Source organism: Xanthobacter wiegelii (genome assembly GCF_043193855.2).
GTDB classification, from domain to species: domain Bacteria; phylum Pseudomonadota; class Alphaproteobacteria; order Rhizobiales; family Xanthobacteraceae; genus Xanthobacter; species Xanthobacter flavus_A.
This window is the reverse complement of sequence record NZ_CM195529.1, coordinates 2,759,573-2,775,620: the sequence shown is the minus strand read 5'-3', so window position 1 is coordinate 2,775,620 and position 16,048 is coordinate 2,759,573. Positions and strand designations below refer to the sequence as shown.

The 16,048-nt window shown below is 69.0% G+C and carries 13 protein-coding genes; 9 read left to right on the top strand and 4 right to left on the bottom strand.

Annotated elements, in window-relative coordinates; genetic code table 11:
* Positions 1-4: 4 nt before the first annotated feature.
* From V5F63_RS12820 to V5F63_RS12805, 4 genes are all read right to left on the bottom strand, one after another.
* On the bottom strand, positions 5-1,204 hold the full coding sequence (locus tag V5F63_RS12820) for an amidohydrolase family protein (RefSeq protein ID WP_394102437.1): 1,200 nt from the start codon (positions 1,202-1,204) through the stop codon (positions 5-7).
* Between the two features lie 104 nt (positions 1,205-1,308).
* The gene (locus tag V5F63_RS12815) at positions 1,309-2,082 is read right to left on the bottom strand and encodes a ferredoxin--NADP reductase (RefSeq protein WP_209489438.1); all 774 of its coding nucleotides are present in this window, start codon (positions 2,080-2,082) and stop codon (positions 1,309-1,311) included.
* Between the two features lie 329 nt (positions 2,083-2,411).
* Entirely contained in the window at positions 2,412-5,960 is a 3,549-nt protein-coding gene (locus V5F63_RS12810; RefSeq protein WP_394102438.1) for a molybdopterin cofactor-binding domain-containing protein, read from the bottom strand.
* Positions 5,957-6,445 carry a (2Fe-2S)-binding protein gene (locus V5F63_RS12805; protein WP_394102439.1) on the bottom strand — a complete coding sequence of 163 codons (489 nt, stop codon included), beginning with the start codon at positions 6,443-6,445 and terminating at the stop codon, positions 5,957-5,959. Before V5F63_RS12805 ends, V5F63_RS12810 begins: the two co-directional genes overlap by 4 nt.
* 330 nt (positions 6,446-6,775) lie before the next feature.
* Between V5F63_RS12805 and V5F63_RS12800 the strand changes: the two genes are divergently transcribed.
* From V5F63_RS12800 to V5F63_RS12760, 9 genes are all read left to right on the top strand, one after another.
* The gene (locus V5F63_RS12800; RefSeq protein WP_394102440.1) at positions 6,776-8,257 is read left to right on the top strand and encodes a 6-hydroxynicotinate reductase; all 1,482 of its coding nucleotides are present in this window, start codon (positions 6,776-6,778) and stop codon (positions 8,255-8,257) included.
* Positions 8,258-8,315: 58 nt separating this feature from the next.
* Positions 8,316-9,251: a UPF0280 family protein gene (locus V5F63_RS12795; protein WP_394102441.1), complete on the top strand. Its 936-nt coding sequence runs from the start codon at positions 8,316-8,318 to the stop codon at positions 9,249-9,251.
* A complete protein-coding gene (locus V5F63_RS12790) occupies positions 9,244-9,828 on the top strand; it encodes an amino acid synthesis family protein (protein ID WP_394102442.1) in 585 nt (194 codons plus the stop codon). Before V5F63_RS12795 ends, V5F63_RS12790 begins: the two co-directional genes overlap by 8 nt.
* Entirely contained in the window at positions 9,825-10,409 is a 585-nt protein-coding gene (locus tag V5F63_RS12785) for an amino acid synthesis family protein (RefSeq protein WP_394102443.1), read from the top strand. Before V5F63_RS12790 ends, V5F63_RS12785 begins: the two co-directional genes overlap by 4 nt.
* Before the next feature lie 53 nt (positions 10,410-10,462).
* Positions 10,463-11,659 (top strand): ABC transporter substrate-binding protein, encoded by a 1,197-nt coding sequence (locus V5F63_RS12780; protein ID WP_209489423.1) that lies wholly within the window; start codon positions 10,463-10,465, stop codon positions 11,657-11,659.
* 265 nt (positions 11,660-11,924) lie between these two features.
* Complete coding sequence (locus V5F63_RS12775) at positions 11,925-13,808, top strand: ABC transporter permease (protein WP_394102444.1); 1,884 nt, start codon at positions 11,925-11,927, stop codon at positions 13,806-13,808.
* The gene (locus V5F63_RS12770) at positions 13,808-14,590 is read left to right on the top strand and encodes an ABC transporter ATP-binding protein (RefSeq protein ID WP_209489419.1); all 783 of its coding nucleotides are present in this window, start codon (positions 13,808-13,810) and stop codon (positions 14,588-14,590) included. The genes V5F63_RS12775 and V5F63_RS12770 overlap by 1 nt, the downstream gene beginning before the upstream one ends.
* On the top strand, positions 14,587-15,291 hold the full coding sequence (locus tag V5F63_RS12765; RefSeq protein ID WP_209489417.1) for an ABC transporter ATP-binding protein: 705 nt from the start codon (positions 14,587-14,589) through the stop codon (positions 15,289-15,291). Before V5F63_RS12770 ends, V5F63_RS12765 begins: the two co-directional genes overlap by 4 nt.
* A gap of 114 nt (positions 15,292-15,405) precedes the next feature.
* A complete protein-coding gene (locus V5F63_RS12760; RefSeq protein ID WP_209489416.1) occupies positions 15,406-15,855 on the top strand; it encodes a MarR family winged helix-turn-helix transcriptional regulator in 450 nt (149 codons plus the stop codon).
* Positions 15,856-16,048 lie beyond the last annotated feature (193 nt).

The following is a 16,048-nucleotide window of genomic DNA, read 5'->3' as shown; positions in this document are numbered from 1 at the left end:
GGCCTCAGCCCTTCACGACAATCGGCATGCGCGTGGCGGGCGGCGTGTTGCGCGAGCGCTGGGTGCGCACGATGCCGTCGATGATGGTCATGCACACGCCCGGCAGGTCGCCGAGGCGCACGCTGTCCAAGAGCGTGGTGCCGGGCGAATGCTGGGCCTTGTCCATCAGCACGAAGTCCGCCGCGCGCCCCACCTCGATCAGGCCGGAATCGAGCGCCCGCATGCGCGCCGTGTTGCCGGTGGCAAGGCAGAAGGCCTCCTCCGCCGGCAACTCGCCGAGGGAGGAGAGCATGGAGACCATGCGCAGGATGCCCAGCGGCTGGACGCCCGAGCCGGCCGGCCCGTCCGTGCCGAGGATGACGCGCTGGAGTTCGCCCAGTTCACGGGCGAGGCGCAGCGTGTAGAGGGCCGAGCGTTCGTTTCCGTTATGGACGATCTCCAGCCCGCGCTTGCAGCCCTCGCAGATGCAGCGGATCTGGTTGTCCGGCAGCGCGGTGTGGCCGCCATTGATATGGCCGACCACGTCCGTGTCCGCCTCCAGCACCACGTCCTTGTCGATGAGGCCGGAGCCGGGGATGGAGGGGCCTCCCGTGTGGATCGTGGACTGGATGCCGTACTTGCGCGCCCATCCCACCATCTTGCGGGCGGTGGGGCCGTCCTTCACGCCGCCGAGGCCGACCTCGCCGAGCAGCTTCACGCCGGCGGCGGCCAACTCCTTGAAATCATCCTCCACCATCTCGTTCTCGATGACGGGGGCACCTGCATGGACCTTCACGCCGGAGGGGCGGAAGGCCGAGAAGGCGCGCTGGGCGGTGATGGCGAGGGCCTTTACCCCCACCACGTCGCGGGCGCGGCCGGGATAATGCACCTCGCCGGCCGAGATCATGGTGGTGACGCCGCCGTGGAGGGAGGAATCGATCCAGTTGATCTGGCTCTGTCGCGGCGTCCAGTCGCCCGCCACGGGGTGGACATGGCTGTCGATGAGGCCGGGGGTCAGCGTGGTGCCGTTGGCGTCGATAAGCGTGGTCGCGTCTTCGGTGTCCACGTCCTTCTCGCGGCCGATGGCTGTGATGCGCCCGTCCAGCGCCACCACCGTGTCGGCGTCCAGAATGGGCTTTGTGAGGTCGCCGCTGAGGAGAAGGCCGATGTTGCGGATCACCAGCTTGGTGGGGCCGGCGGGACCGGTTGGCGCGTCGTGGGCCATGCTCTCGTCTCCGGAGGGGGCGCGGCGACGCGCGCCTTTCTGTTTGTAGGCATATGAAGTTTACGCCCGCGCCGGGCTGCTGAAAACCGGGCGCGGGGCGGATTTCAGCGCTCGGCGAACGCCTTTTCAATGACGAAATGGCCCGGCTCGCTGCCCGAGCCCTCGGCAAAGCCGCGGGATTCCAGCAGCGTCTTCAAATCCACCATCATGGCCGGCGAGCCGCAGATCATCACGCGGTCGGTGGCGGCATCCAGCGGCGGCAGGCCTACATCCGCGCAGAGCTTGCCGCTGTCCAGCAGGGTGGAGATGCGCCCCGTGTTGCGGAAGGGCTCGCGCGTCACGGTCGGGTAATAGAGCAGCTTGGCCGCGATCTCCTCGCCGAGGAATTCGTGGGCGGGCAACTCGTTGGTGATGAGGTCCTCATAGGCGAGGTCCGCCACGTGCCGGCAGCCGTGGACGAGCACCACCTTCTCGAACCGCTCGTAGGTCTCCGGATCGCGGATCACCGAGAGGAAGGGCGCGAGGCCCGTGCCCGTGCCGAGGAGGTAGAGGGTCTTGCCGGGCAGGAGATTGTCCATCACCAGCGTGCCGGTCGCCTTGCGGCCCACCGTGATCGCATCGCCCACCTTGATGTGCTGGAGGCGCGAGGTGAGGGGGCCGTTGGGCACCTTGATGGAGAAGAATTCCAGCGTCTCCGCCCAGGCCGGGCTCACCACCGAATAGGCGCGCAGCAGCGGCCGGCCATCCACCTTCAGGCCGATCATGGTGAATTCGCCGGTCCGGAAGCGGAAGCCGGGGTCGCGGGTGGTGGTGAAGCTGAACAGGCGGTCGGTCCAGTGATGGACGCTGAGCACCTGCTCCTCGAAGAAATTGCTCATCTTCAGGCTCGGAAGGTTCGGGCGGCTGCGAGGCCACCGTCGCGGCCGCAGGAGATTGTTAGTGTACAAATGAAAATAGAGTCGGCCCGCGAAGACTGTCAACGGCTTGGCGGGGAATGGATGCGGCTCTTTTGGGCAGCGGAGCGGGATATTTTGGGCAGGTGAGGGCCGCCCATTCATTCAACTCCCGTCATCCCCCGGCTTGTCCGGAGGATCCACGGTGTGGCGGGGCTGGCTGCCGGGCATCATGCGGCCGGCGAATGGCCGAGTGGATGCCCCGGACAAGCCGGGGCATGACGGTACGCAAGAAGATTGGCCCGCTCTCAACCTCAGTGCGTCGGTGCCGCCCGCAATCTCGCCACCGTGCCCTCCAGCCCCTCCCACGCCGGCGCATCGGGCGCGAACTTGGCCCGCATGTAGCGCACGAGGTCGGCCACCTGCGCGTTATCGAGGCTGTCGCGGAAGGCGGGCATGTCGCCCAGCTCCGGGGCGGCGGGCTTGGGGATGCCTTCGAGTATGACGCGAATGAGATTGTCCGGCCGCACGGCATGGACATTGGTGTTCAGAGCCAACGCCGGCCGCGCACCGAACAGGGTCGGTCCTTCCGGCGCATGGCAGGCGGCGCAGGCGCCGGCGAAGAGGCGCCCGCCCACACTGTCCATGGGGCGGAGCGAGGCCTCGGCCCTGGCCTCCAGCGTCGCGGCGGTGGCCGCCGCATCGGCCACGGCCGGCCCCGAGAGCGAGGCGAGATAGACCGCCATGGCCCGGACATCCGCGTCGGGCACCTCCTTCAGCGCATGGACCACCGGCGCCATGGGGCCGGCGGCGGTGCCGTGGAAGCGGGAGAATCCGGTTCGCAGATAGGTGAAAAGTTCGTCCTCCGTCCAGGGAATGGGCGCCTTCGACAGCTCCGTGAGGGCCGGCGCCTCCCAGCCATCGGCAAAACCGCCGGCAAGGTAGGCCGCGCCTGTCTTCTCCGCGCCCAGCGCGTTGCGCGGCGTGTGGCAGGCGCCGCAATGGCCGAGGCCCTCCACGAGGTAGCGCCCCCGGTTCCACTGGGGGGACTGTACAGGCTCCGCCTGAAGCTGGCCGGGGCGATGGAACAGCAGGTTCCAGCCGGCCATCAGCGGGCGGATATTGAAGGGGAAGGTCATCCGGTTGTCGGGCGCCGCCGCCGTCACCGCCGGCTGCGACATGAGGAAGGCGTAGAGCGCCTGCATGTCGGCATCAGCGATGCGGGTGAACGCAGTGTAAGGGAAGGCGGGGTAGAGGTGCCGCCCGTCGCGCCCGATGCCCTCGCGCATGGCGCGCTCGAAGGCGGCATAGGACCAGCCGCCGATGCCCGTCGCCACGTCCGGCGTGAGATTGGTGGAATAGACCGTGCCGAAGGGCGTGTGCAGCGGCCGCCCGCCGGCATTGGCGATGCCGCCGTCGGCCGTGTGGCAGACCGCGCAATCCCCCAGCGCCGCCAGCACCTTGCCGCGTGCGATCATGTCCGCGGAGAAGGTTGCGGGATCGGGCGGGGCGATGGGCGCGATGGCGCCCCGGATCGGCAGCGCCAGCGTCGCCATGCCCAAGGCACCTGCAAGCGCCGCACCCGCCATCGCGAGCCACGGTCTGCGGGTCTTCTCCTTCACCGGCCGGTGCGGGGCCTCGCCGGCGAGGGCCGCGCGCACGCGGTCCGGCGTGAAGGGCGGTTCGCGCAGGCGCACGCCGGTGGCGTCGAAGATGGCATTGGCGATGGCCGCCGCACTGGGCACCGAGGCGGATTCGCCCGAGCCGAGGGGCGGATCATCCGGCCGGGGCATCAGCACCACGTTGATGACCGGCACTTCCGGGAAGGTGAGGATGGGGTAGGCGCCCCATTCCCGGCTGGTGACGGCCTTTTCGTCGAACGTTACCTGCTCCTTCAGCGCGCGGGAGGTGGACTGGATGACGTTGCCGTGGATCTGGTGCTCGATGCCGGCCGGGTTGATCATCAGCCCGGAATCCTGGCCGACAGTGACGCGCTTCACCGCGACATCGCCGGTCGCTCTGTTCACCTCCACATCCGCCACCCAGGCGGACCAGGCGGCGCCGTAGCCGGGGAATTTGGAGTGGACATAGAGGGCATAGGCGAAGCCCTGCCCGCGCACGATGTCGCCCTCCACCACCTCCTGCCGTGGCCCGGTGCGCTTGACCCAGCCGGCGCGCTCGGCGGTGGCCTTCACGAGGTCCACCGCGCGCGCGTCGTGCAGGTGGCGCAGGCGATAATCCACCGGATCGACGCCGGCCGCGGCGGCCAGTTCGTCCACATAGCTCTCGTGGGCGAAGCTGTTGGGCAAGGCCGAGACGCCGCGCAGCCAGGAGGCGCGCACGATGGGGGCCACATCGTCCACCGCCACGCGCATCACGTCATAGGCATAGGGCGGGATGGCCGTGCGGTCGCCCATCTCATAGATGGGATTGTCCGCCGGCACGCGGCCGGTGAGCAGCAGCGCGAGGGTGACGGCGGCGTTGGAGGGGTAGCGGGTGAGGAAATCGTAGAAGGCCGGCGTGCCGTCCGCGTTGATGCCGCCCTTCACCTCCATGAGCTGGCCGGCGCCCTTGGGCTCCCAGGCATGCTCCTGCTCGCGGGTCAGCTGCACGCGCACCGGCCGGCCCACGGCGCGGGAGAGAAGCGCGGCGTCGGCCGCCACGTCGTCGGCGCAGTTGCGGCCGTAGCAGCCCGCCGCCTCGAAGCGGACGATCTCGATGTCCTCTTCCGGCAGGCCGAGCAGGACGGAGATATCCGTGCGCAGCCAATAGGGGTTCTGCGTGCCCGCCCAGATGGTGGCGCTGTCCTCGCGCACGTCGGCGACGGCGCAGGAGGGGCCGATGGAGGCGTGCATCTGGTAGGGCCAGACATAGGTCGCCTCAAGCACCTGCGCGGCGTCGGCTCGGGCGCCGTCCAGATTGCCCTGCTCGTGGAGGAGCCGCGTCTTGGCCTTCTCCGCCCCGCGCAGGGCCTGCTCGGTGTTGGAGAGGTCGGGGAGGGCGGGGGTGTCGCGCCACTCGGTCTTCAGCACGCGGGCGGCCTCGGCGGCCTGCTCCTCGCGTTCGGCGACGATGCCGATGAAATCACCCATGGTGACCACCGCCACCACGCCGGGAATATGCGCGACGGAGTGCTCGTCCACCCGGATCAGGCTCTTGCCGACGAACGGGCCGGCATCGATGCCGGCATAGGGTGGGCGCACCACGCGGCCGTGCAGCATGCCCGGCACGCGCACGTCGTGGACATAGGTGAAGGTGCCCGTCGCCTTGGCCGGAATGTCCACGCGGGGCACGCGGCGGCCGACGATGCGGTGCTCGCGCGCGGGCTTCACCGCCGTTTCCTGATGGAGCATCAGCCGGTCGGCGCGGCCCTTGAGCAGATCGGCGTAGGAGAGGCCGGTGTTGCGCCCGTCCTTCGGGCGGACGATGCCCTCCTCCACCTCCAACTGGTCGGCGGCAATGCCCAATGCCTTGGCCGCGAGCCCAACCAGATGGGCGCGGGCCTGCGCCGCCGCGTGGCGCAGCGGGCGGGCGGAGACCTGGATGGAATCGGAGGCGATGGTGCCGCCCTGGTTGGGCGCGACTCCCGTATGCCCGAGCACCATGGTGACGCGATCGAGCGTCACATCCAGCTCCTCGGCGACGATCTGGGCCAGCGCCGTGCGGATGCCGGTGCCGAGGTCCACATGGCCGTTGAAGGCGGTGACGGTGCCGGTGTCGTCCACCAGCAGGAAAAGGTCGAGGGCGCCCTCCTTCGGCGCTGCGCTCGGCACGAGGCCGTGCACCACCTGCGCCGGCCGCAGGATGGCGAGATTGCCACTGGCGGCGAGGAGCGCCGCGGGATCGGGCCTCGGCTCGCTCACGGCTGGGCCTCCACGCTCTCGGCGGAGCCGGCCGCCGCGCGCAGCACCGCGCGCAGGATCTCCACATGCGTCCCGCAGCGGCACAAATTGTAGCGCAGCGCGGCTCGGGCTTCGGCCTCGGTGGGGGCGGGGTTGCGGGCGAGGAAGGCGACGGTGGTCATGATCATGCCGTTGAGACAATAGCCGCACTGGGCCGCCTGCTCGGCGATGAAGGCGGCCTGCACCGGGTGCAGCGTGCCCTGCGTCGCGAGCCCCTCGAGCGTCGTCACCGCGCGACCCTCGGCCGTGCCGAGGGTGGTGACGCAGGAGCGCGTGGCGCGGCCGTCCATCAGCACCGTGCAGGCCCCGCACTCCCCGAGACCGCAGCCGAACTTGGGACCGTTCAGCCCGAGATCGTTGCGCAGCACGTAGATCAGCGGCGTCTCGCGGGGCAGCGCGAAGGCGTGGGTTTCGCCGTTGACCTGGAGTAGGATGGAGGCGGACATCTTCGGGGGCCGCTCAGCCTTTGCCGCAAGAGAACGGAAACAAGAACGGGAACGACACCGGGACCGGCGCCGACGCGCAACGGGCTAGATTGTTTCTACACTAATAAATCATCGTCAAGCGCGAGGCCCGCCTAAAACAGAGGCTGCCGACCGCTACCGACGGGCGATGCGGTGCACCGAAAATGCTGCTTTGCGAAGGATATGTCAGCAATGCTGCCTATTGGTGCGGCCTGCCCGTTCCTTGTGCTTGACACTTTGGTCCGTCCCGATTTTCATTAGTGTACATATGAAATCGGTTGGCCCCGTCGCGGGGCCGGAGCTAAAGGTTCCATGGCCCAAGAGCCCACCATCACTGCCCGCGCCGAGGATGACAAGATCCGCTGCGATGCGTGCCCGGTCATGTGCTACATCCGGCCCGGCCTCACCGGCGCCTGCGACCGCTACGCCAACCGCGACGGCGAGCTGATCCGCGTCGATCCCCACATCGTGCTCGACCGCACGCTGGCGCAGGGCGGCAAGGTGGTGCCCTTCGACCGGGGCGGCGACTGGGACGGGCGCCTCGTGGCGGGCGGCGAATCCTTCGTCACCGCCGTGGGTTCCGGCACCACCTATCCGGACTACAAGCCCGCGCCCTTCATCGTCTCCGCCGAGGTGAACGGCGTGGACATGGTGACCGTCGTCACCGAGGGCATCTTCAGCTACGCTGGCGCGAAGGTGAAGATCGACACCGACCGCTTCATCGGCCCCGAACAGGCTGCGGTGCGGGTGGATGGCGAGGCGGTGGGCCATGTCACCACCTCCGAATACGGCTCGCAGATGCTCTCGCTCGGCGGCGTGCATCACCTTACCGGCGGCTCCAAGAAGGAAGGCCGCGTCACCTGCGATGCCCTGCTGGAGCTGTGCAACGGCAAGGCCGTGGAATTCGCCATCGATGGTGGCGCGAAGCTTGTCGTGCAGGCCGGCAAGCCGCCCATCGTGAACGGCGCGGAAGAGGCGCGCATGCGGGTGGGCTGCGGCTCCGCCACCATCGGCATGTTCGCCAAGCAGTGGCATGGCAAGGTGGATGAGGTGGTGGTCGTGGACGACCACATCACCGGCGTCCTCTCCGAGCATCAGGCCGGCAAGCTCCTCGGCATCCGCGACACCGGCATCCGCATGAAGGGCCGCCGCTCCACCCCCGGCCGCTATTTCCAGGTGGCCGAGCCGGGCCTCGGCTGGGGCGGCACCAACATTTCCGATCCGCTCTCCATTCTCGGCGCGTTCGACGCGAAGCTGGCGTGGCCGGGGCTGCGGCTGCTCCTCGTCTCCACCACCGGCGAGCATTACGGCTATTATGTTCTCGACGAGAACCTGGTGCCGGTGGAAACCGAAGTCCCCGCTGATCTCTATCCCTCCGTCGAGCGCATCCGCGAGAATTGCGAGCCGGCCCTCTCCTCCGTGCTGTTCATGGCCGGGGCGGGCGGTTCGCTGCGGGCGGGGGTGACGGAAAATCCCGTGCGGCTGACCCGCTCTGTGAAGGATTCCATCACCCGCGTCACCTGCGGCGGCGCGCCGGTCTATGTCTGGCCGGGCGGCGGCATCACCTTCATGGTGGACGTGACGCGCGTGCCGGAGCACGGCTTCGGCTATGTGCCCACCCCCGCGCTGGTGGCGCCCATCGAATTCACGCTGCCGCTCGCCGCCTATGAGGCGCTCGGTGGCCACATGGACCATGTGCGCCCCGCCGCCTCGGTGATCGAGCGCGAGGCGGTGCGCGAGATGGCGCCCTTCTCCGATATTCCGTGGCCGCTTTCCACCCGGTCGCAGGGCTGAGACCATGCTGCGCCCGGCCGACATCCCCCCTCTAGCACCCCGGGCAGCGGTTCCCGCCATGCCGGTGCAGCGGCGCCTGCCGCAGGCGGGGCTGCTGGCGGACGGGCGCCGGCTGCATCTCAATGACGGTCCCATCGATCTCGTGATCGAGGCCGATGGCCCGGCGGATGTGGTGGCCTGCGCCTATGGCGCGGCGACGCATCGCCTCGCCGGCCTTCTGGATACCCTGTGCGGCGAGCTGTCCCTGCTCCGCCGACCCGCCCATCCCGGGCCTTGCCCCCTTCAGGGCCCGGTGGCGCGGCGCATGTGGGCGGCGGTGTCGCCCCATGCGCGCGCCGGTTTCATCACCCCCATGGCGGCGGTTGCCGGCGCCGTGGCGGAAGAGGTGCTCTCCGCCATGGTACGGCCGGGCCTCACCCGCGCCTTCGTCAACAATGGCGGGGATATCGCGCTCTATCTCGCCCCAGGCGCCGAACTGGTGGCGGGCATCGTGGACAGGCCGGACCGCCCCCGCGTGGTGGGCTCCGCCCGCATCACGGCCAATGGCCCGGTGCGCGGCATCGCCACCTCCGGCTGGCGCGGACGCAGTTTCTCGCTCGGCATCGCCGATGCCGTGACCGTGCTCGCGCCGACTGCCGCGGCGGCTGATGCGGCAGCGAGCGTCATCGCCAATGCGGTGAACCTGCCCGCCCATCCCGGCATCGTCCGGGTGCCGGCGCGCGAGGTGCTCCCCGACAGCGATCTCGGCCTGCTGAAGGTGACGCGCCACGTTCCGGATCTGACCCCCGCCGAGCGGGACGAGGCGCTGGCCGAAGGGCTCGCGGTGGCCGGCGCGCTGGTGGCGCGCGGCCTCATCACCGCTGCTGCGCTGCATCTGCAGGGCGCCAGCGTCTCAACCTGTCCTCTGGGGGATGTCGGCCTGTCATCCCCTCCGATTACCCTTGCTCCGATAACCCTCGCCGCAGAACAAGAAAGAGGCGCCGCCCATGCCTGAGGTCAAGATCCGCAAGCAGGTCCGCATCCTGGAGGAGATCTTCCACGAGGGCGGCCCCGCCGTCGCCACCCCGCGCAAGCGCGGCGCCATCGTGGCGGTGATCGAGAACCCGTTCGCCGGCCGCTATGTGGAAGACATCGCCGGCTTCATGGAGGACCTGAAGCCGCTGGGCGCCGCCATGGCCAAGGAACTCCTTGCCGCGCTGGGCGGTGACGCCAAGGCCATCGACGGCTACGGCAAGGGCGCCATCGTCGGCGCCGCCGGCGAGATCGAGCACGGCGCGCTTTGGCACGTGCCGGGCGGCTACGCCATGCGCGAGGCGCTGGGCGACGCCAAGGCCATCGTGCCCTCCACCAAGAAGGTCGGCGGGCCGGGCACCCGGCTCGACGTGCCGGTGACCCATGTGAACGCCTCCTACGTGCGCTCCCATTTCGACGCCATGGAAGTGGGCGTGTCCGACGCCCCCAAGGCGGACGAGATCGCGCTCATCCTGGTGATGAGCTGCGGCCCGCGCGTCCATGCCCGCGTCGGCGGTCTCGCGGCGGAGGCCATCAAGGGCGAGGACGGCCTGCGATGAGCGCGAACATCCGCAAGATCGTCACCATCGTCGAGGAGACGCGGACCGAGATGGGCCGCCCCGTCTCCCCGCCCACCCGGCGCGCGGCGGCCATCGCGGTGATCGAGAACCCGTTCGCCGGCCGCTACGTGGAAGACCTCGCCGACCTCATCGCCATGGGCGACGAACTGGGCGGGCTTCTCGCGCAAAAGGCGGTGGAGGCCCTCGGCATCGAGGGGCCTTCCGCCGAGAGCTACGGCAAGGCGGCGCTGGTGGGCGAGAATGGCGAGCTGGAGCACGCCGCCGCTCTCCTGCACCCCAAGATGGGCGCGCCGGTGCGCGCCGTGCTCGGCAAGGGCGCGGCGCTGATCCCCTCGTCCAAGCGGCGCGGCGGCCTCGGGGCAGAGCTGGACATCCCGCTCGGCCACAAGGATGCGGCCTTCGTGCGCAGTCATTTCGACGGCATGATCGTCAGCGTGTCGGATGCCCCGCGCGCCAACGAGATCGTGGTCGCCGTCGCGGTCACCGATTCCGGCCGTCCGCTGCCGCGCGTCGGCGGGCTGAAGGCAAGTGAGATCAAGGGCGAGGACGGGCTGAGATAGGCCACGCCCTCGCGCGTAAACCGTTCATGTGAGATCATAAAAGGGGAATGGACATGAAGAAGCTGGTCGCGGCATCCCTCGCCGCTCTCCTCCTCGCCGCAGGCGGGGCGCGGGCGCAGCAGGGCGAGATCAAGGTGGGCGAGGTCAATTCCTATTCGGCGCTGCCGGCCTTCCTCGATCCCTATCGCAAGGGGATGGATCTGGCGCTGAAGGAAGTGAACGACGCCGGAGGCATCAAGGGCAAGAAGCTCGTCATCATCACCAAGGATGACGGCGGCAAGCCGGCCGACGCGCTCACCGCCGCAAACGAGCTGGTCTCGCGCGACGGCGTGGTGATGATCGCGGGCGGCTTCCTCTCCAACGTCGGCCTCGCGCTCGCCGACTTCGCCAAGCAGAAGCAGGTGATGTACCTCGCCGCCGAGCCGCTCACCGATGCGCTCGTCTGGTCGAAGGGCAACGACTACACCTTCCGCCTGCGCACCTCCAACTACATGCAGGCCGCCATGCTGGCGGAGGAGGCGGCGAAACTTCCGGCCAAGCGCTGGGCGACGATTGCGCCGAACTATGAGTTCGGCCAGTCCTTCGTCGCGGTGTTCAAGGAGCTTCTGAAGAAGCGCAAGCCGGACGTGGAGTTCGTGGCCGAGCAGTGGCCGCCGCTGGGCAAGATCGACGCCGGCCCGGTGCTCCAGGCCATCGACGCCGCCAATCCCGACGCCATCCTCAACGCCACCTTCGCCGGCGACCTCGTGAAGCTGGTCCGCGAGGGCAACACCCGCGGCATCTTCAAGAACCGCGCGGTGGTCAGCTATCTCACCGGCGAGCCGGAATATCTCGACCCGCTGAAGACCGAGACCCCCGAAGGCTGGATCGTCACCGGCTATCCCTGGTACGGCATCAAGACCGCCGAGCACCAGGCGTTCCTCGACGCCTACCAGCAGCTCCACAAGGACTATCCGCGCCTCGGCTCCATCGTCGGCTACTCGACCGTGAAGTCCATCGCCGCGGTGCTGAAGGCGACCGACGACCACTCCACCGCCGGCCTCCTCAAGGCGATGAAGAACCTCAAGGTCTCCACGCCGTTCGGCGATGTCGTCTACCGGGCGGCCGACCACCAGTCGACCATGGGCGCCTATATCGGCACGACCTCGCAGAAGGACGGGCAGGGCATCATGGTGAACTTCCAGTTCCGCCCCGGCGCCGACTACCTGCCGCCGGAAGCCGAAGCCGCGAAGCTGCGCCCGGCGAACTGAGGCGGACTTTTCCGCTTGTCACGGTGCGAACCCTCTCCCCTTGCGGGAGAGGGCAGGGTGAGGGGGGATGGGTCTCGGATTTCCGGCGCCGTTCTTCCGTCCGGCACCAGCCCCCTCACCCTCTACCCCTCTCCCGCGAGGGGAGAGGGGAGGCGATGAAGTGCAGGCGGTTCCAGTCGGCCGCCCCCGCATCCGGCCCCGGTCCTAGACGGCAGGTGGCCCAAAAAGACCAAAACTTCCAGCAGGTGAACGAGAGGCTGAAGCCGTGGAATTTCTTCTGGTCCAAGCCCTGAGCGGGCTCGCCAGCGCCGCGTCGCTGTTTCTGGTGGCGTCGGGGCTGTCGATCATCTTCGGCGTCACGCGCATCGTGAACTTCGCCCATGGCGCCTTCTACATGCTGGGCGCCTATGTGGCCTACACGCTGACGACGCGCTTCGCCGGCCCCCTCGGCTTCTGGGGCGCCATCGTCGCGGCGGCGATCATCGTCGCGATCCTTGGCGCGCTGATGGAGATGGTGCTGCTGCGGCGCATCTATCAGGCGCCCGAACTCTTCCAGCTCCTCGCCACTTTCGGCGTGACGCTGATGGTGCAGGACCTCGTGGTGGTGATCTGGGGGCCGGAAGATCTCCTTGGCCCGCGCGCCCCCGGCTTCACCGGCGCCATCAGCCTGTTCGGCCGCATGGTGCCGACCTATGACCTGTTCATGATGACCCTCGGCCCGGTGGTGCTCGGCATTCTCTGGCTCCTGTTCCACAAGACCCGCTGGGGCGTGCTAGTGCGCGCGGCGACGCAGGATCGCGAGATGGTCGCGGCGCTCGGCGTGAACCAGAAATGGCTGTTCACCGGCGTGTTCGCGCTGGGCGTCTTCCTCGCCGCGCTCGGCGGCGCGCTGCAGATCCCGCGCACCACCGTGACCCATGCGATGGACCTCTCCATCATCGTGGAAGTGTTCGTCGTGGTGGTGATCGGCGGGCTGGGCTCGGTATTCGGCGCCTTCGTGGCGGCCATCATCGTCGCGGAGCTGAACGCCTTCGGCATTCTCATCCTGCCGCAGATCTCGCTCATCACCGTGTTCCTGGTGATGGCGGTGGTGCTGGTGGTGCGGCCGTGGGGCCTGTTCGGCAAGCCGGAGAGCGCGCCCCGCGCCGCCGCCGGCCTCACCATCCGGCCCTGGCGACCGTTCACGCAGGTCGAGCGCGTGGCGGTGATGGTGGCGGTGCTGGCCGCGGCGACGCTGCCGTTCCTCCTCGGCAATTATGCGCTGACGGTGGGCGCGGAAATCCTCATCTACGTGCTGTTCGCCGCCAGCCTGCATTTCATGATGACGGTGGGCGGCCTCGCCTCCTTCGGCCACGCCGCCTATTTCGGCCTCGGCGCCTATGGGGCGGCCTTCCTTGTGAAATACATGGGCGCGCCCATGGAGGCGGCGCTCATCGTCGGCCCGCTGCTGGGCCTCGCCGGAGCGGTGGTGTTCGGCTGGTTCTGCGTGCGGCTGTCCGGCGTCTATTTCGCCATGCTGACGCTGGCCTTCGCGCAGATCGCCTGGTCCATCGCCTTCCAGTGGGTGGACGTGACGGGCGGCGACAACGGCCTGCTCGGCATCTGGCCGGCGACCTGGGCCTCGCGCCCGGCCGGCTTCTTCTGGCTGGCGCTGGGCATCGCGGTGGTGGGCGTCGGCCTGCTCAGGATGCTGGTGTTCTCGCCGTTCGGCTACGGGCTCCGGGCAGTGCGCGACAGCGTGCTGCGCTCCGAGGCCATCGGCCTCAACCGGCAGCGGATGCAGTGGGCGGCCTTCATCGTGGCCGGCACCTTCGCGGGGCTTGCGGGCGCGATGTTCGCCTTCCTCAAGGGCTCGGTCTTTCCGGACTACATGGCCATCCCCACCTCGGTGGACGGCCTCGTGATGGTGCTGCTCGGCGGTGTGGAGACGGTCTCCGGCGCGGTGGTGGGCGCGGTGCTCTACAAGGCGCTTGCCATCTGGCTGATGAGCCAGACCGACCTCTCCAAGCTGGTGCTGGGCGCCGTCATCGTCGTCATCGTGCTCGCGTTTCCCAAGGGTGTCGTGGGCTTTATCGAGGACCTGCGCCATCGCCGCCCGGGCAACGGGGCCGGCGCGCCGGTGAGCGCCACCAAGGCGGAGGCCGCGTGATGAGCCCGCTGCTCGAAGTCAAAGACCTGATGAAGTCCTATGGCGGCGTCCATGCCGTGCGTGGCGTGTCCTTCACGGTGGAGGCGGGGCAGATGCTCGCCCTCATCGGCCCGAACGGCGCCGGCAAGAGCACCTGCTTCAACATGCTGAACGGGCAGATCCCGCCCGATGCCGGCACGGTGCGCATCGAGGGCAAGGACATCAAGGGCCTGCCGCCGCGCGCCGTGTGGCGGCTCGGCGTCGGCCGCACCTTCCAGATCACCGCCACCTTCGCCTCCATGACGGTGCGCGAGAATGTGCAGGTGGCGCTCCTCTCCTTCCACGGGCTCATTTCCCGCGTGTTCGGCTTTGCCGGCGCGGCCTGCCGGGCGGAGGCGGATGCGCTGCTCGCCCTCGTCGGCCTCACCACCCAGGCAGAGCGCCCGTGCGGGGAATTGGCCTATGGCGACCTCAAGCGGCTGGAACTGGCCGTGGCGCTGGCCAACCAGCCGCGCCTCCTGCTGATGGACGAGCCCACCGCCGGCATGGCCCCGCGCGAGCGGGTCGAGCTGATGCGCCTGACCGCCGAGATCGCCCGCGCCAAGGGCATCGGCGTGCTCTTCACCGAGCACGACATGGACGTGGTGTTCGAGCACGCCGACGAAGTGATGGTGCTCAACCGCGGCCAGCTCATCGCCCGCGGCACCCCGGCCGAGGTGCGGCGCGACCCGCAGGTGCGCGCCATCTATCTCGGCGAAGGGCTGCTCTACGACGCACGGCACCGCGAGGGGACTGCGGCATGAAACTACAGGTCTCGAACCTCAACAGCCACTACGGCCCCGCCCACATCCTCTACGACGTGGGCCTCGAGATCGGCGCCGGCGAGGTGGTGGCGCTGCTCGGCCGCAACGGGGCGGGCAAGAGCACGACCTTCCGCTCCATCGTCGGCCTCGTGCCCCAGCGCGCCGGCACGGTGATGTTCGACGGCGCCGATGTCTCGCGCCTGCCGACCTACGAGATCGTGCGGCGGGGCCTTGGCTATGTGCCGGAGGACCGGCGCATCTTCAGCCATCTGACGGTGGAGGAGAATTTCGAGGTGGGCCGGCAGGCGCCGCGCCCGGGCGTCGCCACCTGGACGCCGGACATGCTCTACAAGCTCTTTCCCAACCTCGGCGAGATGAAGAAGCGCCCCGGCGGGCAGATGAGCGGCGGCGAGCAGCAGATGCTCACCATCGGCCGCACCCTGATGGGGAACCCCTCCCTCGTGCTGCTGGACGAGCCCTCGGAAGGACTCGCGCCCAAGATCGTGGAGCAGATGGCGGACGCCATCCTGGCCATGAAGCGGGAAGGGCTCTCGGTGGTCATCTCCGAGCAGAATCTGCACTTCGCCAAGCTGATCTCGGATCGCGCCTACATCATCGAGAAGGGGCGCATCCGCTTTTCCGGCACCATCGCGGATCTGGAAGCCAATCCGGAAATCCGCGACGCCTATCTGGCGGTCTGAGCCATGGCGTCGGAGCCCAAGGCCCTGCGGGCGTCCCGCGCGCCCCGGAAGACGGCCACGCCCGAAGCGGCAGCCGCGCCTCCCAAATCTGCGCCTCCCCAGGCGACGCCACCGATGCAGGTGCGCCGCCCGGTGCGGCGTTCACGGGCGAATACGCCCTATGTGCTGGACGATCAGGTCGGCTTCATCCTTCGGCAGGTGGGCCAGCGCCATGCCGCCATCTTCGCGGCCCGCATCGGCGACGATTTGACCATGACCCAGTGGGCTGCGCTGGCGAAGCTCACCGAGACCGGCCCGTGCTCGCAGAACCTGCTGGGGCGCCTGACGGCCATGGATGCCGCGACCATCAAGGGCGTGGTGGACCGCCTCGTGCGGCGCGGCTTCGTGGTGACGCGGCCCGATACGGAGGATGGCCGCCTGCTCGTGGTGGTGCTCACCCCGGCCGGTGAGGAGGCCGTCGCACGCGCCAGCGTGAACGCCTTCGCCATCACCGAGGAGACGCTGGCGCCGCTCGATGCCGCCGAGCGCGCCATGCTGCTGAAGCTGCTGGACCGGATTCGGTAGCGTCCCGATCCCGCCTCGGGAGCGATCCGCCCGTTTCCACAACGGCCGGAGGTGCTCCGATGTGCCTTGCCGATGGTAAAATGCGCGCTTCTGTCGCAGTGCGTCAACGCCAGCGCGGCCATGGGCCGGATGGCCGCCAACCTCTTGTTTCCCGCGCGAAATCGGGTTTGCCTCGGCATATCGATAGACTGGA

Excerpts from the sequence above, each read along its gene's own strand:
- V5F63_RS12780 (WP_209489423.1), top strand. The coding sequence starts at position 10,463 with ATGAAGAAGCTGGTCGCGGCATCCCTCGCCGCTCTCCTCCTCGCCGCA.
- V5F63_RS12805 (WP_394102439.1), bottom strand. The coding sequence starts at position 6,445 with ATGTCCGCCTCCATCCTACTCCAGGTCAACGGCGAAACCCACGCCTTC.
- V5F63_RS12820 (WP_394102437.1), bottom strand. The coding sequence starts at position 1,204 with ATGGCCCACGACGCGCCAACCGGTCCCGCCGGCCCCACCAAGCTGGTG.
- V5F63_RS12800 (WP_394102440.1), top strand. The coding sequence starts at position 6,776 with ATGGCCCAAGAGCCCACCATCACTGCCCGCGCCGAGGATGACAAGATC.
- V5F63_RS12765 (WP_209489417.1), top strand. The coding sequence starts at position 14,587 with ATGAAACTACAGGTCTCGAACCTCAACAGCCACTACGGCCCCGCCCAC.
- V5F63_RS12815 (WP_209489438.1), bottom strand. The coding sequence starts at position 2,082 with ATGAGCAATTTCTTCGAGGAGCAGGTGCTCAGCGTCCATCACTGGACC.
- V5F63_RS12790 (WP_394102442.1), top strand. The coding sequence starts at position 9,244 with ATGCCTGAGGTCAAGATCCGCAAGCAGGTCCGCATCCTGGAGGAGATC.
- V5F63_RS12760 (WP_209489416.1), top strand. The coding sequence starts at position 15,406 with ATGCAGGTGCGCCGCCCGGTGCGGCGTTCACGGGCGAATACGCCCTAT.
- V5F63_RS12785 (WP_394102443.1), top strand. The coding sequence starts at position 9,825 with ATGAGCGCGAACATCCGCAAGATCGTCACCATCGTCGAGGAGACGCGG.
- V5F63_RS12770 (WP_209489419.1), top strand. The coding sequence starts at position 13,808 with ATGAGCCCGCTGCTCGAAGTCAAAGACCTGATGAAGTCCTATGGCGGC.
- V5F63_RS12795 (WP_394102441.1), top strand. The coding sequence starts at position 8,316 with ATGCCGGTGCAGCGGCGCCTGCCGCAGGCGGGGCTGCTGGCGGACGGG.